The following is a 17,034-nucleotide window of genomic DNA, read 5'->3' as shown; positions in this document are numbered from 1 at the left end:
TGACACGCCATAGAGTCGCCAACCGTCGGCATAGTGCCACGCTGACCTATCGAGAAATTTCCTGGTCACCAAGGAGGTAAGACGACTTGTGAATGAGTCGACATTTGCTCCCGGGGGTGGTCAACCAGGAATCTCCGAGCGGGGCCAAGGACCCGTGGGACTCGAGGCCGTCGGCTCCGTCGCTGTCCGCACCTTCGAAGCCCGCCAGAAACCGCAGCCGACGCAACCGACATCGTCTGCACCCCAGAGCATGGATGGCCATCACGTGAACGCCATGGCCGGCGACCGGAGTGGCGAGAACACCACCCACACCCAACTCGCCGACTACGAGGAACTGCCCAAGGGGCACTTCTACGACCCTGACGCCGAGTACGAGCCCGATCCCGAGTACGCGGCCACGCTGGCCCCGGACGCGGCCCGTCAGCGCCGTGAGCGCGTCGGTCCCACGGGGCGCCCGCTGCCGTACTTCCCGATCCCGGGCCCGTTGACCGACCACGGTCCCGCGAAGATCATCGCGATGTGCAACCAGAAGGGCGGCGTGGGCAAGACGACGTCGACCATCAACCTGGGTGCCGCGCTCGCGGAGTACGGACGCCGGGTCCTGCTCGTCGACTTCGACCCGCAGGGCGCGCTCTCGGTGGGCCTCGGGGTGAACCCGATGGAGCTGGACCTGACGGTCTACAACCTGCTCATGGAGCGGGGCATGTCCGCGGACGAGGTGCTGCTGAAGACGGCGGTCCCGAACATGGACCTGCTGCCCAGCAACATCGACTTGTCGGCCGCGGAAGTGCAGCTGGTGAGCGAGGTCGCGCGCGAGTCCACGCTGCAGCGGGCGTTGAAGCCGCTGATGCAGGACTACGACTACATCGTGATCGACTGTCAGCCCTCGCTCGGCCTGCTCACCGTGAACGCCCTGACGGCGGCTCACAAGGTGATAGTGCCGCTCGAGTGCGAGTTCTTCGCGCTGCGCGGTGTGGCCCTGCTGACGGAGACGATCGAGAAGGTCCAGGAGCGGCTCAACCCCGACCTGGAGCTCGACGGCATCCTCGCCACCATGTACGACTCCCGCACGGTGCACAGCCGTGAGGTGCTCGCGCGGGTGGTCGAGGCCTTCGACGATCACGTCTACCACACAGTGATCGGACGCACGGTCCGCTTCCCGGAGACCACGGTCGCCGGTGAGCCGATCACGACGTACGCATCGAACTCGGTCGGCGCGGCCGCTTATCGCCAGCTCGCCAGGGAGGTGCTCGCCCGGTGTCACGCCGAGTGAGTCTGCCGGGGGCCGACGAACTGTTCCGTACGACCGGGGGGATGGCGCTGCAGTCGTCCTCCCCGCGCCGCCAGACGAACGGCGAGCCGCGGGTGCCCCCGCCCGCGGGGGAGAGCGACGAGGCCGCTGCCGTCGACGCGCACGGCACTGTCACGGGGGGAGACGGCGGTGACGCCGCCGAACACGGCTCCGCCGACGCGGAGTCGGGCGAGTCCCGCAGCCGGTCGGCCACCGCCGATGCCGAGAAGGACGGGCGCCGTCCCGACCAGGGTCAGGAAGGCGCCGCCGCACAGGGCGGCGGCCGGTCCGCGAACTCCTCCTCCACGGCACAGGCACGGCGGCGCGCACGAGCGGCCAACCGGCGGCCCAGCGGGCGCGAGCGGCACGACGAGAAGATCACCGTGTACGTCTCCGCCGAGGAGCTGATGGACCTCGAGCACGCGCGTCTCGTCCTGAGGGGCGAGCACGGGCTCGCGGTCGACCGCGGGCGCATCGTCCGCGAGGCGGTGGCAGTCGTTCTCGCGGATCTGGAGTCCCGCGGAGACGCGAGCATTCTCGTACGACGGTTGCGCGGGCGGTAGCGGTAGCGTTCCAGGCGATGCCCTTGAACGACGATTCCGCACCGGCCGCCCGTCGGCGTGCGCTGGGGCGTGGCCCCGGCGCGGAGCCCGCTGCTCCCGCGCCGGAGCCGGAGCCGGTTCCTGAGCCGGAGCCCGAGTCCGAGCTGGAGGCGGCCTCCGATTCCGAGCCCGAGACGCCGCCCGAGCCGGACGACGGGCGGTTCAAGGTCCGTCTCGCCAACTTCGAAGGCCCCTTCGATCTGCTGCTTCAGCTCATCTCGAAGCACAAGATGGACGTCACCGAAGTCGCCCTTTCGACGGTGACCGACGAGTTCATGGCGCACATCCGCGCCATGGGACCCGACTGGGACCTGGATCAGACCACCGAGTTCCTCGTGGTCGCCGCCACCCTGCTCGACCTCAAGGCGGCCCGGCTCCTGCCCTCCGCCGAGGTCGAGGACGAGGGGGATCTCGCGCTGCTGGAAGCCCGGGACCTTCTCTTCGCGCGGCTGCTGCAGTACCGCGCGTACAAACGCATCGCCGACATCTTCAGCGGTCGGCTCGACGACGAGGCGCGGCGCTATCCGCGGACCGTGGGCCTGGAGGCCCACCACGCCGAACTGCTGCCCGAAGTCGTCATCAGCATCGGCGCCGCCGGATTCGCCGCGCTCGCCGTGAAGGCGATGCAGCCCCGGGCCAAGCCCCAGGTGTACATCGACCACATCCATGCCCCGCTCGTCTCCGTGCAGGAGCAGGCCGGGGTGGTCGTGGCCCGGCTCCGGGAGCGGGGCGAGGTCAGCTTCCAGGTGCTCGTCGAGGACGCGGGGGACACCCTCACCGTCGTCGCCCGCTTCCTCGCGCTCCTGGAGCTGTACCGCGAGAAGGTCGTGGAGCTGGACCAGGAGAGCGCCCTGGGCGAGCTGATGGTGCGGTGGACCGGCGGGGACGGCGACGGGGAGCCGACGGTGACGGACGAGTTCGACCGCGCACCCGATCCGCCGGGTGAGAAGAGTGAGGAGACGGTCACATGAGTGTGGAGAGTCCCGCGGGGGACCTGGCGGGCGCCGTCGCCGATCTGGAGCTGCGGCCCGCCCTGGAAGCCGTACTCATGGTCGTCGACGAACCGGCCACCGAGGAGCACCTCGCCAAGATCCTCGACAGGCCCCGGCGGCAGATCGCCGACGCGGTGCGGGAGCTCGCCGACGAGTACACCGCGCAGCGCAGGGGCTTCGAGCTGCGGCTCGTCGCGGGCGGCTGGCGGTTCTACACGCGGCCCGAGTACTCAGCCGCCGTCGAGCGCTTCGTGCTCGACGGGCAGCAGGCGCGCCTCACCCAGGCGGCCCTGGAGACCCTCGCGGTCGTCGCGTACCGCCAGCCGGTCAGCCGTTCCCGGGTCTCCGCGGTGCGCGGAGTGAACTGTGACGGCGTGATGCGGACGCTTCTCCAGAGGGGCCTGGTGGAGGAGGCGGGCGCGGAACCCGAAACAAGTGCGATCCTGTACAGGACGACGAACTACTTTCTGGAGCGGATGGGCCTGCGTGGCCTGGACGAGCTCCCGGAGCTCGCGCCCTTCCTCCCCGAGGCGGAGGCGATCGAGGCCGAGACGCTGGAAGGCGCTTTGTCGTTCGACCCGGACGCACCCGATGCACCGGGTGACGAGTACACCCAGGACACAGCCGACTAACGGAAATTTGATGCGAAGCAGCAACGGCAGGAACAGCAGCGGAAACAACGGCGGGAGCCGTGGTGGCAACAGCGGCAGCCGTGGCAGCAGCGGTGGTGGTCGCGGCAGCGGCAGCAGCAGCGGCGGAGGCCGTGGTGGCGCCGGTGGCCGTGGTGGTGCCGGTGGTCGTGGCGGCAGCGGTGGCGGTGGCGGCCGCGATTACCGGGGTTCCGGTAACAGCCCCGACAGGCAGGGCCGCGGCGCCGGTGGCGCGCGCGACGACCAGACGCCGAAGCGCGAGAGCAAGCCCCGCCCCGAGGAGCGCCGCTACGACGTAGGCGGCGACGCCTCCAAGAAGGGCCGTGGCGCGGCGGCGCGCGGCGGCGCCAAGGGCGGCCCCAGGGCGCCCCAGGGCTCGGACAGGGGCACGCGGCGCGGCGCGGGAGCTCCCGCGACGTCCCGTGAGTACGACGCGCGGCAGGAAGAGCGCAACCGCGAGCGGTACGCGGGCAAGCCGAAGGTCAGCCCGCCCAAGACCTTCCCGGGCGCCGAGCAGGAGGGCGAGCGGCTGCAGAAGATCCTGGCCCGCGCGGGCTACGGCTCGCGCCGTGCCTGCGAGGAGCTCGTCGAGCAGGCCCGCGTCGAGGTCAACGGCGAGATCGTGATGGAGCAGGGCCTGCGGGTCCAGCCGGAGCGGGACGAGATCAAGGTCGACGGCCTGACGGTCGCCACCCAGTCGTACCAGTTCTTCGCGCTGAATAAGCCCGCCGGTGTCGTCTCCACCATGGAGGACACCGAGGGGCGGCAGTGCCTCGGGGACTACACGAACAACCGCGAGGCGCGGCTGTTCCACGTCGGGCGGCTCGACACCGAGACCGAGGGCGTCATCCTGCTCACCAACCACGGTGAGCTCGCGCACCGCCTCACGCACCCGAAGTACGGCGTGAAGAAGGTCTACCTCGCGCACATCGTCGGCCCGATCCCGCGCGACCTGGGCAAGCAGCTCAAGGACGGGATCCAGCTCGAGGACGGGTACGCCCGCGCGGACCACTTCCGTGTCGTCGAGCAGACCGGCAAGAACTACCTGGTCGAGGTGACCCTGCACGAGGGTCGCAAGCACATCGTGCGCCGCATGCTCGCGGAGGCCGGTTTCCCGGTCGACAGGCTGGTGCGGACGTCCTTCGGGCCGATCGCGCTCGGCGACCAGAAGTCGGGGTGGCTGCGCAGGCTGTCCAACACCGAGGTCGGCATGCTGATGCAGGAAGTCGACCTCTAGGCGAGTCCGCTCCGAGGTCAGTGAAGGCGGCCGGTCCCTGCGAACGCGGGGGCCGGCCGCCTTTTGTTCTGTGTGTTGCGGTGCAGACCCCTCCACCTTTAGAGTCGTACTGACCATAAAGGGGGGAGGGGTCATGCAGGGCTACGACAAGCACGCCTTCGAGCCGTTCGCCGTCACCGTCGACCTCGCCGTGTTCACCGTCCGCGCGGGCCGCCTGCACGTGCTGCTCGTCGAACGCGGCCAGGATCCGTACGCGGGACACTGGGCGCTGCCCGGCGGATTCGTGCTGCCGGACGAGTCGGCCGAGACCGCGGCGGGGCGCGAGCTCGCCGAGGAGACCGGCCTCAAGGACAGCGCCGGGCTCCACCTGGAGCAGCTGCGCACCTACAGCGAGCCGGACCGCGACCCGCGGATGCGCGTCGTCTCCGTCGCCTTCGCCGCGCTCGTCCCCGATCCCCCCGCGGTCCGCGCCGGCAGCGACGCCGCCCGCGCGGAGTGGCTGCCGTACGGCACCCAGGGGCCGCTCGCCTTCGACCACGACCGGATCCTCGCCGACGCCCACGACCGCGTCTGCGCCAAGTTCGAGTACACCGGCCTTGCCACGGCCTTCTGCCCGCCCGAGTTCACGCTCGGCGAGCTGCGGCAGGTCTACGAGAGCGTGTGGGCCGCCGAGCTCGACCCGGCCAACTTCCGGCGCAAGGTGCTCGGCACGACCGGCTTCGTCGAGGCGATTCCCGGCGCCGCGCGCCTGACGGGCGGCCGGGGCAAACCGGCCGCCCTCTACCGGGCGGGCCCGGCCACCGCCCTGCACCCGCCCCTGCTCCGCCCCGCACCCCTCTCGACGCTCCCCTCGGAAGGACAGCCCTCATGAAGCGCGCCGCCACCGGATCCCTGATCGGCCTCGCCCTCGGGGACGCGCTCGGCTTCCCGACCGAGTTCAACGACGTGCCGTCGATCCTCGCCAAGTGCGGGCCCTGGCGGGAGATGGAGCTGCCAAGGCCCGCGATCGTCACGGACGACACGCAGATGACGCTGGCGCTCGGCCGCGGCCTGCGTACCGCCATGGGGCGAGGGCTGCTCGGGCCGAAGCGCCTTGAGCGGCCGGTGCGCGAGGAGTTCGTGGAGTGGTACCAGTCGCCGGAGAACAACCGCGCGCCCGGCAACACCTGCCTGAAGGCCTGCTACCTCCTCAAGACCGGCAAGCCCTGGGAGGAGGCAAGCCAGGTGCACTCCAAGGGCTGCGGCGCCAACATGCGCGTCGCGCCCGTCGGGCTCGTGCCAGGCCTGAGCGATGAGCAGCGGTCGGGTGCGGCTCAGCTGCAGTCCGCACTCACCCACGGTCACCCGACGGCGCTCGCCGCGTCGGACCTCACGGCGCACGCCGTGCGACTCCTCGCGGAGGGCGCCGAGCCGACGGGCCTCGTCGGACTGCTGCGCTCCTACGCGTACGAGAACCGCGAGACGTACCGCGCGAACTGGCTCGGCGAGCTGTGGACGCGCGGCGACGATCTGACGCCGGGGGCGTTCATGGCCCGCGGCTGGGACGAGTGTCTGGCCGTCCTCGAACGCCTGGAGGCCGCGCTGAAGCACGCCAACCCGGAGACTGACCCCTGTCTGGCCACGGGCGAGGGCTGGATCGCCGAAGAGGCGCTCGCCACGGGGCTGCTGTGCTTCCTGCAGTTCGTGGACGAGCCCGTGACCGCCCTGCGACGGGCAGCCTGTACCTCGGGCGACTCCGACTCGATCGCCTGCCTGGCAGGCGCGTTCGCGGGTGCCCACTTGGGTGCGGACGCCTGGCCCGCCGAGTGGGCCGAGCGGATCGAGTACCGGGAGGAGCTGCTTCAGCTCGGGGCGCTCTGGGATTCCTGAGCCGATGCCAGGGCTGATCCCCGCCGCACGCGGAACAGGAAGTCCGCCACCCGCTCCCGGTCCGGCTCGGCCGGAAGCGGGCTGCGCGTGGCCGCCACGTCCGCCTCCTCGGCGAGCCGCCGCATCCAGGACTCGATCTCGGACCAGGGCACTTCGCCGCGCTTGACCGCGAGCAGCGGCTCGCGCTGGTCGCCGACGTCGAGCGTCAGGCTGCCGGTGCGCAGCAGGTCGCGGCAGCTCGTCAGGAGGCGCAGGAGGTGCATCGCGTGCTTCCAGCGTGGTGCGCCGTGCAGGCGTACGTCGTCCTCGAGCTTCTTGTGCTGGCCGCGGGCGTACCCGGCGAACGTGAGGTGTGCCTGGCGGGAGAGGAACGCGTCCCGCAGGGAGAGGAGTTCGCGGCCGGTGTCCGTCACATGCTCCACGAGGGGCGAGTGCAGGCACTCCAGGATGTTCGGGTTGGCGCGCAGGGCCAGCTCGCAGAAGCGCTCCACCTCCCAGCTGAACTGTTCCTCCGCCGGTCCCTCCACGTGCGTGGGCGGCTTGTCGAAGCGCCAGAAGAGCGGTGTGGGGGCCAGGAAGACGCCCCTGCGGTCGGTGTCGCTGTCGTCCGTGGCAAGACCGAAGGCGCGCGAGCCCATCACGCAGGCGTAGACGGTGTGGTCGCGTACGAGATCGGTGTCCGGGTCCTTGCGGCTGCGCATGGGGGGAGCGTACGGCCATGTACTAGCCGAGGGTGATCGAATTTCCGGTGACCGTGATGTTCTCCGGGGGCAGTGGGCGTGGCGCGGGGCCTGCGACCACCGAGGCGTCCGCCACGCGGTACTTGCTGCCGTGGCAGGGGCAGTTGATCGTGCCGTTCGCCACCTGGCTGACCGTGCAGCCCTCGTGGGTGCAGATCGCGGAGAAGGCCTTGAAGTCGCCCTTCGCCGGCTGGGTCACGACGACCTTCTTGTCCTTGAAGATCTTGCCGCCGCCGACCGGGATGTCGGACGTCTTCGCCAGCTCCTCGGCCTTGGGCGGCGGGTTCTTCTTCCCGTTCTTCCCGCCGGATTTCGACGCCGAGGGCGGTGCCGCTGACGGCGGCTGCGACTTGGGCTGCTTCGCGCCCTCGTCCCCGTACTTGCTGCATCCGGCGGTCAGCGCGACCGCTCCGCCCGCGGCGATGACAGCGCGCCGTGTGGGATGTGGGGTGTTCATGTCGTCACTCCGAACGTACGGAAGAACCACAGCGCCGACGTCAGCCAGACCACCGTGAGGACCGCGAAGACCAGGCCGCCGATCACCGGAAGCAGCCAGCCGGGCAGCTTCTCCGAGCGGAGCAGCAGCATCTTGGCGCTGAACGCCCCGAAGAAGAAGCAGCCGAGCAGCGAGTGCCACATCACCCGGGTCGAGTACGTCTGGTAGCCAAGGGCGTAGAGGCAGTGGACCGCCACGGGGACCGCGACCAGGAACGCGATCCGGCCCGACCAACGGTGCAGCGCGGCTGACCAGGACGGTCCCGGAAGGCGCCCGTACACCATGAACGCCGACACGACCTGGACGAGGGCGAAGGCGAACGCCGTCGTGCCGAGCCAGGCCTTGACCGCGCTCGTGCTGCTGAACCCGGCGAGGTTGAAGGCCGTGCCCTCGGGGTCGTGCGCCTTGCCGTACACACCGAGGCCGACCGCGACCGCCGCGGCGACCAGGGCGGGGACGAGATAGCGGGCGGCGCTCGGGCGGCGGTGGTCGCCCGACGCGGGGGGCGGGCCGAAACCGCCCTGCGTTGCGGCGTTCGGATCGACGCTCATGGCGGCTCCCTGGTCGGGGCGGAGCGGATTCAGGGCACGACGGGACGGGCGGTGAGTTCACCGCCGTCGAACGGGACGGCGCCGGTCTCCGGGTCGAGGCGCGGGGCCTTCTGCGGCTTGCCGTCCTGCTTGAGGATGCCGACCTGGCGCCCGTCGGGCAGGACGATCCAGCCGCCGTCGATCTCGGCGCCGCGCACCTCGGTGGTCGCGCGGTAGAGGCCTGAAGGCTTCTTGGCCCTGGCGGCGGTGAAGTCCTGTGGCTGTTCGCCGATCTCGACCTTGCCGCGGACCGCGTTGTCGGCGAGGGTGGCGTCCAGTTTCGCGCCGTTCTTGCCGGTCAGGCGCATGGAGCCGTCGTCCTTGACGTCGCCCTTCAGCCAGGACTCGACGTCTCGGCCGTCGCAGTAGTACGCGATGGCCTTGTCGTCACGGATCGAGAGAGAGACAGCGGCGGCATCGTCGGCCGTGCGGCCCGCGTACTCGGACTTCCCGGTCGGCCTCGTGGACGGGCTCTCGGACGGGCTCTTGGACGAGCTCTCCGTGGGTGCGGGTGTGCTCTTGGTGGGCTTCGCGGGCGGGGGCGCCGACGACGCGGCGCCGGGCGAGCCCTTCCCGTACGACGAATTGCCCGTCCCCGTCGTCGCGTTGAGCGACAGCATGAACAGGGCGAGCAGCAGTCCCCCCAGAAGCGTGTACAGCGGTCCCGAGCGCTTCATGCGGCCTCCCCCGAGGCGTGTGCCGTGACGGCCCCTCCATGCAAGCGGAACGGCGCCCCGGCGTCCATAGTTGAACGCCCACCAATCGGGCCAAGTGGCGACAGAGGGCGATTCGGGCGACATTGGCATGGTCTGAGGTCCGCGCCCCTTCGAGGCGCCGCCCCGGCCCCTCACTCGAAAGGCGCGACCATGGCGGGTAACGATCTGGGAAGCCTTCTCGGCGGTCTCCTCGGCGGCGGCCAAGGAGGTCAGAGCGGTCAGGGCGGCCAGGGCGGCGCTGCCGGTGGCTCCGGAGGCGGCAACGTCCTCGGCTCGCTGATCGGCGGCCTGCTGGGCGGCGGCTCCGGCGGTCAAGGTGGTTCAGGCGGGCAGGGCGGCTCCGGCGGCGGCAATCCGCTGGGCGGCCTGATGGACATGATCACGAAGTCGGGCCTGGTCAGCCAGGACCAGCTCGACTCCTGGGTCGGCAAGGGCGACAACCAGCCGCTGAGCCCGGACCACGTCAAGCAGGCCGTCCCCGACGAGACTCTGGACAAGGTGGCCACGGAAGCGGGCGTCAGCCGTGACGAGGCCGCCGACCAGATCGCGCGGCAGCTGCCCCAGGCCGTCGACGAACTGACTCCGGAGGGGCAGGTTCCGTCGGGCTCGCTCGAGGACCTCATCAAGGAGCAGAAACTCTGACCCGACTGCTGTTCCCACCTCGGGTCCCACCCCGGTGAGGCACGCGGCGTCCGTCTCGGCAGGCGGGCGCCGCGCACGCGTACCCGGGGCCCTGACTACCCTTGTCGGTACATCAGTCATACGTACGTGAGCGAGGAGCAGCACTGTGGCGGTACGAGCGGTCCGGGGCGCCGTCCAGCTGGAGCGGGACGCGGCCGACCACATGGACGAGCAGGTCGGCGAGCTGCTCACCGCCATCATCGAGCGCAACGGGCTCGCGGAGGACGACCTGATCAGCATCTGGTTCACCGCGACGCCCGACCTGCACAGCGACTTCCCCGCGGCGGCGGCGCGCAGGCTCGGCATCGTGGACGTCCCGCTGATCTGCGCGCAGGAACTGCAGATCGAGGGCGCCATGCCGAGGGTCGTGCGTGTCCTCGCGCACATAGAGTCCGACAAGCCCCGCGCCGACATCACGCACGTCTACCTCGGCGCCGCGGCCACCCTGCGCAAGGACATCGCCCAGTGAGAACCGCCCTCGTCATCGGCACCGGCCTGATCGGCACCTCCGCCGCCCTGGCCCTCGCCTCGCGCGGCGTGACCGTGCATCTGGCCGACCACGACACCGGGCAGGCCCGCACGGCTGCGGCGCTCGGCGCGGGCACCGACGAACCGCCCGAGGGACGGGTCGACCTGTGCGTCGTCGCCGTACCGCCCGGGCACGTCGCGGCGACCCTTGCCGACGTCATGCGGCGCGAGGTGGCCCGCGGCTACCTCGACGTGGCGAGCGTCAAGGGCGGCCCGCGCCGGGAGCTTGAAGCGCTCGGCATCGACCTCACCCCGTACATCGGTACGCACCCCATGTCGGGGCGCGAGCGCAACGGCCCCCTCGCGGGCACCGCCGACCTCTTCGAGGGACGGCCGTGGGTCCTCACGCCCACCCGCGACACCGACACCGAGGTCCTCAACCTCGCCCTGGAGCTCGTCGCCCTCTGCCGCGGAGTGCCGGTCGTCATGGACGCCGACGCGCACGACCGCGCGGTCGCGCTCGTCTCGCACATGCCGCACCTGGTCTCCAGCATGGTCGCGGCGCGACTGGAGAACGCCGAGGAGACGGCGGTGCGCCTGTGCGGGCAGGGCATCCGTGACGTCACACGCATCGCCGCCTCGGACCCGGGGATGTGGATCGACATCCTGTCGGCCAACCCCGGTCCCGTCGCCGATCTGCTCGCCGACGTCGCCACCGACCTCGACGAGACGGTGACGGCGCTGCGCGCGCTGCAGTCCGCTGACGAGGAGAAGCGGCGCGAGGGCGCCGCATCGGTCGAGGGCATGCTGCGGCGGGGCAACGCGGGACAGGTCAGGGTGCCCGGCAAGCACGGGACCGCGCCGACCACGTACGAGGTCGTGGCGGTGCTCATCGACGACAAGGCGGGACAGCTGGCCAGGATCTTCGCCGACGCGGACCGGGCCGGGGTGAACATCGAGGACGTACGCATCGAGCACGCGACGGGCCAGCAGGCGGGCCTCATGCAGCTGATGGTGGAGCCGAAGGCGGTCCCGGTGCTCACCGCGGCGCTGCGGGAGCGGGGCTGGGCGATCAGGCAGTAAAGGGCTGTGGCATCCGGCAGTAAGAGGTGCTCGCGGGAGCCAGTAACCTTGTGCGGGGCGTGTCCGCGCCCCGCTACCCCGCCCCGCGTCCTGAGAAAGGTTCCGCACCCGTGGAAACCGTGGAAACCGCCGGTTCGGCGCCCGCAGCAGTGATCGTCGCCATCGACGGGCCCTCCGGCACGGGCAAGTCGAGCACCTCGAAGGCCGTAGCCGCCCAGCTGGGCCTCAGCTACCTGGACACCGGCGCCCAGTACCGCGCGATCACCTGGTGGATGGTGCACAACAGCATCGACCTGACGGACCCCACCGCCATCGCCGCGGTCGCGGGCAAGCCCGAGATCGTCTCCGGCACCGACCCGCTCGCCCCGACCATCACGGTCGACGGCACGGACGTCGCGGGGCCGATCCGCACCACCGATGTCACCTCCAAGGTCAGCGCCGTCAGCGCCGTCCCGGAGGTGCGCTCCCGCATCACGGACCTGCAGCGCACCATCGCCGGGTCCACCGAGAAGGGCATCGTCGTCGAGGGGCGTGACATCGGTACGACCGTCCTGCCCGACGCCGACCTGAAGATCTTCCTCACTGCTTCGCCCGAGGCCCGCGCCGCCCGCCGCAGCGGTGAGCTCAAGGGCGCCGACGTCGCCGCCACGCGTGAGGCGCTCATCAAGCGGGACACCGCCGACTCGAGCCGCAAGACGTCGCCGCTGGCCAAGGCCGACGACGCCGTCGAGGTGGACACCACCGAGCTCACGCTGCAGCAGGTTATCGAGTGCGTCGTCACCCTCGTCGAGGAGAAGCGGGCAGCGAAGTGACCGCGGCGCCATCGGAACGGGGTGCGGAGGTCGGCCGCCGCATCGGCGTCGGCCTCATGTACGGCCTGTGGAAGCCCCGCGTCCTCGGCGCCTGGAGGGTCCCTCCGACCGGCCCGGTGATCCTTGCCGTGAACCACTCGCACAACGTCGACGGCCCGATGGTGATGGGCACGGCGCCAAGGCCCACGCACTTCCTCATCAAGAAGGAAGCGTTCGTCGGCCCCCTCGACCGCTTCCTGCACGGCATCGGGCAGGTCAAGGTGGACCGTGAGATCGCCGACCGCACGGCGATCACCAGGGCCCTCGGCGTGCTCGACGACGGCGGCGTCCTCGGGATCTTCCCCGAGGGCACCCGGGGCGAGGGCGACTTCGCCTCGCTGCGCTCAGGCCTCGCCTACTTCGCCGTACGCAGCGGAGCGCCGATCGTGCCGGTCGCGGTCCTGGGAAGCACGGAGAAGAGCGGACGGTTGATAAAGCGACTGCCTCCGCTGCGCAGCAGGGTCGACGTCGTCTTCGGTGACCCGTTCGAAGCGGGCGACGACAGCGGACGGCGTACGCGCAAGGCCCTCGACGAGGCGACCGTGCGCATCCAGGAGCGGCTCACCGCTCACCTGGACCACGCCAGGCGCCTGACCGGGCGCTGAGCGAGACTTTCAGTAGTGGCCCGTCGCGAGGCGGTCCACCGATCACGAATACGACAGAGGTACGGACTTCATGAACGACCAGATCCAGCCCGAAGGCTCGGCTGAGCCGGAGCACGGGGCGCTTGGCGACGCCGAGTACGCGGAGTTCATGGAGCTCGCCGCGGAGGAGGGCTTCGACGCTGAGGACGTCGAGGGCGCCATCGGCGAGGCGGGCCACGGCCCGCTGCCCGCCCTCGCGGTGATCGGCCGCCCCAACGTCGGCAAGTCGACCCTCGTCAACCGCATCATCGGCCGCCGCGAAGCCGTCGTGGAGGACCGCCCCGGCGTGACCCGCGACCGCGTGACGTACGAGGCCGAGTGGGCGGGCCGCCGCTTCAAGCTCGTCGACACCGGCGGCTGGGAGCAGGACGTCCTCGGCATCGACGCCTCCGTCGCCGCCCAGGCCGAGTACGCGATCGAGGCGGCCGACGCGGTCGTCTTCGTCGTGGACGCCACGGTCGGCGCCACCGACACGGACGAGGCGGTCGTACGGCTGCTCCGCAAGTCGGGCAAGCCCGTCGTCCTGTGCGCCAACAAGGTCGACGGCCAGTCCGGCGAGGCCGACGCCACCGCCCTGTGGGCCCTCGGCCTCGGCGAGCCGCACCCCGTCTCCGCGCTGCACGGCCGCGGCACCGGCGACATGCTGGACGCCGTCATCGAAGCCCTGCCCGACGCGCCCGCCCAGACCTTCGGCACCGCCATCGGCGGCCCGCGCCGCATCGCGCTCATCGGCCGCCCGAACGTCGGCAAGTCGTCCCTGCTCAACAAGATCGCCAACGAGGACCGGGTGGTCGTCAACGAGGTCGCGGGCACCACCCGCGACCCGGTCGACGAGCTCATCGAGCTGGGCGGCATCGTCTGGAAGTTCGTGGACACCGCGGGCATCCGCAAGCGCGTCCACCTCCAGCAGGGCGCCGACTACTACGCCTCGCTGCGCACCGCGTCCGCCGTCGAGAAGGCCGAGGTCGCGGTCATCCTGATCGACTCGAGCGAGTCGATCAGCGTCCAGGACCAGCGCATCGTCACGATGGCCGTCGAGGCGGGCCGCGCCATCGTCGTCGCGTTCAACAAGTGGGACACCCTCGACGAGGAGCGCCGCTACTACCTGGAGCGGGAGATCGACACCGAGCTCCTCCAGGTCGCGTGGGCGCCGCGGGTCAACGTCTCCGCCGAGACCGGCCGCCACATGGAGAAGCTCGTCCCGGCGATCGAGACGGCCCTCGCGGGCTGGGAGACGCGCGTCCCGACCGGGCGGCTCAACGCCTTCCTCGGCGAGCTCGTGGCCTCGCACCCGCACCCGATCCGTGGCGGCAAGCAGCCCCGCATCCTCTTCGGTACGCAGGCGGGCACGAAGCCGCCTCGGTTCGTGCTCTTCTCCTCCGGCTTCATCGAGCACGGCTACCGGCGCTTCGTGGAGCGCAGGCTCCGTGAGGAGTTCGGCTTCGAGGGCACGCCGATCCACATCTCGGTCCGGGTGCGCGAGAAGCGCGGCCGCAAGAAGTAGGCAGTAGCGAGCACGGATGGACCAAGACCAATGGGCCGGGGCCCGCCTTCTTTGCGAAGGCGGGCCCCGGCCCATTGGGCGATGGCGCCTCAGAACCCCCTGCGCGGCGCCGGGGGCAGCGCCGCGGGGAACTGCTGGTGCACCGTGCCGTGCTGCTCGTGGCCGTAGCGGGTGACGTGCAGCTGACTGAAGGTGTTGTACCGGGGTTCGTTCCGGTCACCGGTCCGGTGCATGCCGTACGGCGCGCCGCCGAACGACGTGAACCCCAGATCCTCCTCGCCGGACCGGTCTCCCGGAAGGGCCTTGAACGATCTGCGGTACTCCGAGTAGAGCGCGTCGTAGATCGGCGTGGCCGAGTGGGCGCCCCCCGTGTCCTGCGACGAGCGCATGGAGGGGATGGGGGTCTGGTACGCCGGCCGGGGGCGGGAAGGGTCGTATGTGTGCACGTATGTGCCAACGACCCCATGCCCGTACGGATGCGGGGGCCGCGCCGCTTTCACGGAGCGCCGGGAGCGTGACGGCGCGGCCCGCGCGGGCTCAGGTGCCTGCGAGCGGCATCGCGGCCGCGACCAGACGGCCGTGTGCCGCCGCCTTGTCCAGGGCGTCGCGCATCAGGTCCTCGCGGTGCTGGCGGCCGATGGAGCCGACCGGCGCCGCGAACAGGAGCACCGACTGCAGCTTGTTGGCCGCGGCCCGCCAGGCATCGGTGACCTGGAGCGGGTGGTGGGCCTGCCACCAGGCGACGGAGGATCCGCCGTCCGCGCCGGGCTGGAGCACGGCGTGCAGCTGGCCCGCGGCGAGCAGCACCGACCAGCCGTGCAGGACCGGTGGTACGCCGTCGAGCGAGGCCACAGGTGAGAAGCCCTGCTCGACCAGGAGCTGCAGGAAGTTGTCGCCGCCCTGCTCGGTGCCGGGGCGTGCGATGGCGCCGGTCGGTTCGACGACGAGCGCGGGCCGCAGCTCGCCCTCGATCAGGACGAGACCGCTGGTCACGCCGAGAACCGCCTGGTCGGGCGCTGCTTCACCGGGACCGGGTCCCGGGACTCCGGCGAGGCCTGTGCCGTCCTCGCCGGTGATCGAGCGCACGGCACCCTGCAGCTGCTCCTCGGAGACCTGGACGATCTGGGAGGGCAGGCAGGTGGCGTGGGCGAAGGCCAGTACGGCGGTTTCGTCGCCGATGAACAGGACCGTGCTGGTGCGCTCCTGTTCGGTGTCGCCGGGGGTGCGGCAGGACGTGCAGTCATAACTGCCCGGAGCGTTCTCTCCGGCCAGCAGCCGGTCGGCTTCATCGTCGCCGATCTCGGCGCGTACGTCGTCGCCGACTTCGAGCATGCGCGGCACGGGTGGCTCCTCGGAATCGTTGCGTGCGGACCGGGGGTGCCCGGCTCATAAGAAGACAACGGGCGATCAGTGGTGCAAGTCACGCGCGAAGGCGAACGGAATCGAACCATCCACAGCGGAGGGTGAGTTGCCGGGCGGAATCCATCACTCCGCGCCAACGTCTGCTGCGTACAAGGAAGTTGGAGTAGTGAACTGGGTCACATATTGCTGGGGTGGCTGGTCGGCAAATCGTGAAATCAGCGGATTTAATGGATGGCTTGAATTCGCCGATACTCTAGGTAACTGGCAACTGGCCTGGAGTGACGGGGGGTTGGTTGATGGCAGGGCGAGCAGGCACCTAGATTCCACCGCCGTGTGCAGCGAGCACCGCTCGGGTACGTCCGCCGGCCGCACCAGCCAGCTCAAGCACCGTGGTACGAAAGTGCCGCACTCCGGCGGACGGGGTGAGCGGGCCTCCGGCGTCAGATGCGCGGGGAGGCCCGGGACATCCGGGGGATCCCGAGTCCTTCGAGAGGGAAATTCATGTCCGCACGTCCCAAGTGCGTTCGCAGGACAGCAGTGATCGGCGGAGCGGCGTTGCTCGCCCCGTTGGGACTGCTCGCCGCCTCCGGCCAGGCCGGAGCGGCGGACAGCGGAGTGTGGGATCGCATCGCCAAGTGCGAGAGCGGCGGAAACTGGAGCATCAACACCGGGAACGGCTACTACGGAGGACTCCAGTTCTCCGCGTCCACCTGGCGGGCGTACGGCGGAGGAGCCTATGCGGCGACCGCCGACAACGCGTCCAAGGCGCAGCAGATCACTGTCGCCGCGAAGGTCCAGCGCGCCCAGGGTTGGGGCGCCTGGCCCAGTTGCTCGGCGCGTGCGGGTGCGTCCGGCAGCGCGCCGGGGGCGGCGGCGGCCCCCAAGGCGGCCAAGGCGGCTGAGGCTCCCAAGGTCGCCAAGGCCGCCAAGGCTCCCAAGGTGGCCGAAGAGCGGTCCGCCAAGCCGCAGAAGCGTGCGCCGAGTCACGTCGACCGTGGCTCCGGACGCGGTGACTACACCGTTCGGCCGGGGGACACCCTCTGCCGGATCGCGGCGGCGCACGACGTCAACTGGCACAAGGTGTACGCCGCCAACAAGGCGGTCATCGGCGGCAATCCGCATGTGATCATGCCCGGGCAGCGGCTCGACCTCTGAGTTCTCCCCCTCAGAGACGCGGTCCCACCCGGTCGGCCGACCGGGTGGGACCGCGCCCGTGGCGGCGCGGCACGGCTCCGCGCCATGGCGGGGCTGCCTAGCG

The 17,034-nt window shown here is 70.9% G+C and carries 20 protein-coding genes; 14 read left to right on the top strand and 6 right to left on the bottom strand.

The features are described 5' to 3' along the window. Nucleotides 1–88 precede the first annotated feature (88 nt). From ACWFRJ_RS18055 to ACWFRJ_RS18025, 7 genes are all read left to right on the top strand, one after another. Nucleotides 89–1,273, top strand: coding sequence for a ParA family protein (locus ACWFRJ_RS18055; protein ID WP_453531064.1), 1,185 nt, complete (start codon nucleotides 89–91; stop codon nucleotides 1,271–1,273). Further along, nucleotides 1,258–1,854 (top strand): hypothetical protein, encoded by a 597-nt coding sequence (locus ACWFRJ_RS18050; RefSeq protein WP_453531061.1) that lies wholly within the window; start codon nucleotides 1,258–1,260, stop codon nucleotides 1,852–1,854. Before ACWFRJ_RS18055 ends, ACWFRJ_RS18050 begins: the two co-directional genes overlap by 16 nt. A gap of 17 nt (nucleotides 1,855–1,871) precedes the next feature. Then, nucleotides 1,872–2,864, top strand: coding sequence for a segregation and condensation protein A (locus ACWFRJ_RS18045; protein WP_453531058.1), 993 nt, complete (start codon nucleotides 1,872–1,874; stop codon nucleotides 2,862–2,864). Next, nucleotides 2,861–3,517 (top strand): SMC-Scp complex subunit ScpB, encoded by a 657-nt coding sequence (scpB, locus tag ACWFRJ_RS18040; RefSeq protein ID WP_453531055.1) that lies wholly within the window; start codon nucleotides 2,861–2,863, stop codon nucleotides 3,515–3,517. Before ACWFRJ_RS18045 ends, scpB begins: the two co-directional genes overlap by 4 nt. A 10-nt stretch (nucleotides 3,518–3,527) precedes the next feature. Next, complete coding sequence (locus ACWFRJ_RS18035) at nucleotides 3,528–4,772, top strand: pseudouridine synthase (RefSeq protein ID WP_453531052.1); 1,245 nt, start codon at nucleotides 3,528–3,530, stop codon at nucleotides 4,770–4,772. 133 nt (nucleotides 4,773–4,905) lie between these two features. After that, complete coding sequence (locus ACWFRJ_RS18030; RefSeq protein ID WP_453531049.1) at nucleotides 4,906–5,643, top strand: NUDIX hydrolase; 738 nt, start codon at nucleotides 4,906–4,908, stop codon at nucleotides 5,641–5,643. Then, a complete protein-coding gene (locus tag ACWFRJ_RS18025) occupies nucleotides 5,640–6,641 on the top strand; it encodes an ADP-ribosylglycohydrolase family protein (protein ID WP_453531046.1) in 1,002 nt (333 codons plus the stop codon). The genes ACWFRJ_RS18030 and ACWFRJ_RS18025 overlap by 4 nt, the downstream gene beginning before the upstream one ends. On the opposite strand, the gene ACWFRJ_RS18020 is transcribed toward ACWFRJ_RS18025, so the two are convergent. The 4 genes from ACWFRJ_RS18020 to ACWFRJ_RS18005 are packed head-to-tail and all read right to left on the bottom strand — an operon-like array spanning nucleotide 6,614 to nucleotide 9,144. Next, a complete protein-coding gene (locus ACWFRJ_RS18020; protein ID WP_453531043.1) occupies nucleotides 6,614–7,342 on the bottom strand; it encodes a nucleotidyltransferase domain-containing protein in 729 nt (242 codons plus the stop codon). The genes ACWFRJ_RS18025 and ACWFRJ_RS18020 overlap by 28 nt on opposite strands. A 22-nt stretch (nucleotides 7,343–7,364) precedes the next feature. Continuing rightward, the gene (locus ACWFRJ_RS18015) at nucleotides 7,365–7,838 is read right to left on the bottom strand and encodes a QcrA and Rieske domain-containing protein (protein WP_453531040.1); all 474 of its coding nucleotides are present in this window, start codon (nucleotides 7,836–7,838) and stop codon (nucleotides 7,365–7,367) included. After that, complete coding sequence (locus ACWFRJ_RS18010; protein WP_453531037.1) at nucleotides 7,835–8,428, bottom strand: DUF6529 family protein; 594 nt, start codon at nucleotides 8,426–8,428, stop codon at nucleotides 7,835–7,837. The genes ACWFRJ_RS18015 and ACWFRJ_RS18010 overlap by 4 nt, the downstream gene beginning before the upstream one ends. 29 nt (nucleotides 8,429–8,457) lie before the next feature. Further along, nucleotides 8,458–9,144 carry a hypothetical protein gene (locus ACWFRJ_RS18005; RefSeq protein WP_453531034.1) on the bottom strand — a complete coding sequence of 229 codons (687 nt, stop codon included), beginning with the start codon at nucleotides 9,142–9,144 and terminating at the stop codon, nucleotides 8,458–8,460. 189 nt (nucleotides 9,145–9,333) lie between these two features. Between ACWFRJ_RS18005 and ACWFRJ_RS18000 the strand changes: the two genes are divergently transcribed. From ACWFRJ_RS18000 to der, 6 genes are all read left to right on the top strand, one after another. After that, nucleotides 9,334–9,825 (top strand): YidB family protein, encoded by a 492-nt coding sequence (locus ACWFRJ_RS18000; protein ID WP_453531031.1) that lies wholly within the window; start codon nucleotides 9,334–9,336, stop codon nucleotides 9,823–9,825. Nucleotides 9,826–9,970: 145 nt separating this feature from the next. Next, entirely contained in the window at nucleotides 9,971–10,333 is a 363-nt protein-coding gene (gene aroH / locus ACWFRJ_RS17995) for a chorismate mutase (RefSeq protein WP_453531028.1), read from the top strand. Continuing rightward, nucleotides 10,330–11,415: a prephenate dehydrogenase gene (locus ACWFRJ_RS17990; RefSeq protein ID WP_453531026.1), complete on the top strand. Its 1,086-nt coding sequence runs from the start codon at nucleotides 10,330–10,332 to the stop codon at nucleotides 11,413–11,415. Before aroH ends, ACWFRJ_RS17990 begins: the two co-directional genes overlap by 4 nt. A 110-nt stretch (nucleotides 11,416–11,525) precedes the next feature. Then, nucleotides 11,526–12,227 (top strand): (d)CMP kinase, encoded by a 702-nt coding sequence (gene cmk / locus ACWFRJ_RS17985; protein WP_453531023.1) that lies wholly within the window; start codon nucleotides 11,526–11,528, stop codon nucleotides 12,225–12,227. After that, a complete protein-coding gene (locus ACWFRJ_RS17980; RefSeq protein WP_453531020.1) occupies nucleotides 12,185–12,871 on the top strand; it encodes a lysophospholipid acyltransferase family protein in 687 nt (228 codons plus the stop codon). Before cmk ends, ACWFRJ_RS17980 begins: the two co-directional genes overlap by 43 nt. Nucleotides 12,872–12,941: 70 nt before the next feature. After that, nucleotides 12,942–14,414 carry a ribosome biogenesis GTPase Der gene (gene der / locus ACWFRJ_RS17975; RefSeq protein WP_453531017.1) on the top strand — a complete coding sequence of 491 codons (1,473 nt, stop codon included), beginning with the start codon at nucleotides 12,942–12,944 and terminating at the stop codon, nucleotides 14,412–14,414. An 89-nt stretch (nucleotides 14,415–14,503) separates the two neighbouring features. Here the strand turns inward: der and ACWFRJ_RS17970 are convergent, their stop codons facing one another. Together ACWFRJ_RS17970 and ACWFRJ_RS17965 are read right to left on the bottom strand one after the other, a co-directional pair. Continuing rightward, entirely contained in the window at nucleotides 14,504–14,803 is a 300-nt protein-coding gene (locus ACWFRJ_RS17970; protein ID WP_453531014.1) for a hypothetical protein, read from the bottom strand. Nucleotides 14,804–14,951: 148 nt separating this feature from the next. Further along, nucleotides 14,952–15,755, bottom strand: coding sequence for a hypothetical protein (locus ACWFRJ_RS17965; protein WP_453531011.1), 804 nt, complete (start codon nucleotides 15,753–15,755; stop codon nucleotides 14,952–14,954). A 522-nt stretch (nucleotides 15,756–16,277) separates the two neighbouring features. On the opposite strand from ACWFRJ_RS17965, the gene ACWFRJ_RS17960 reads away from it, so the two are divergent. Further along, nucleotides 16,278–16,931 (top strand): transglycosylase family protein, encoded by a 654-nt coding sequence (locus ACWFRJ_RS17960; RefSeq protein WP_453531008.1) that lies wholly within the window; start codon nucleotides 16,278–16,280, stop codon nucleotides 16,929–16,931. Nucleotides 16,932–17,034: the final 103 nt, after the last annotated feature.

Source organism: Streptomyces sp. NPDC055239, assembly GCF_053606205.1.
This window is presented reverse-complemented; position numbering and strand designations above follow the sequence as displayed.

Excerpts from the sequence above, each read along its gene's own strand:
- ACWFRJ_RS18045 (WP_453531058.1), top strand. The coding sequence starts at position 1,872 with ATGCCCTTGAACGACGATTCCGCACCGGCCGCCCGTCGGCGTGCGCTG.
- scpB (WP_453531055.1), top strand. The coding sequence starts at position 2,861 with ATGAGTGTGGAGAGTCCCGCGGGGGACCTGGCGGGCGCCGTCGCCGAT.
- ACWFRJ_RS18035 (WP_453531052.1), top strand. The coding sequence starts at position 3,528 with ATGCGAAGCAGCAACGGCAGGAACAGCAGCGGAAACAACGGCGGGAGC.
- ACWFRJ_RS18030 (WP_453531049.1), top strand. The coding sequence starts at position 4,906 with ATGCAGGGCTACGACAAGCACGCCTTCGAGCCGTTCGCCGTCACCGTC.
- ACWFRJ_RS18025 (WP_453531046.1), top strand. The coding sequence starts at position 5,640 with ATGAAGCGCGCCGCCACCGGATCCCTGATCGGCCTCGCCCTCGGGGAC.
- ACWFRJ_RS18020 (WP_453531043.1), bottom strand. The coding sequence starts at position 7,342 with ATGCGCAGCCGCAAGGACCCGGACACCGATCTCGTACGCGACCACACC.
- ACWFRJ_RS18015 (WP_453531040.1), bottom strand. The coding sequence starts at position 7,838 with ATGAACACCCCACATCCCACACGGCGCGCTGTCATCGCCGCGGGCGGA.
- ACWFRJ_RS18010 (WP_453531037.1), bottom strand. The coding sequence starts at position 8,428 with ATGAGCGTCGATCCGAACGCCGCAACGCAGGGCGGTTTCGGCCCGCCC.
- ACWFRJ_RS18005 (WP_453531034.1), bottom strand. The coding sequence starts at position 9,144 with ATGAAGCGCTCGGGACCGCTGTACACGCTTCTGGGGGGACTGCTGCTC.
- ACWFRJ_RS18000 (WP_453531031.1), top strand. The coding sequence starts at position 9,334 with ATGGCGGGTAACGATCTGGGAAGCCTTCTCGGCGGTCTCCTCGGCGGC.
- der (WP_453531017.1), top strand. The coding sequence starts at position 12,942 with ATGAACGACCAGATCCAGCCCGAAGGCTCGGCTGAGCCGGAGCACGGG.
- ACWFRJ_RS17970 (WP_453531014.1), bottom strand. The coding sequence starts at position 14,803 with ATGCGCTCGTCGCAGGACACGGGGGGCGCCCACTCGGCCACGCCGATC.
- ACWFRJ_RS17960 (WP_453531008.1), top strand. The coding sequence starts at position 16,278 with ATGTCCGCACGTCCCAAGTGCGTTCGCAGGACAGCAGTGATCGGCGGA.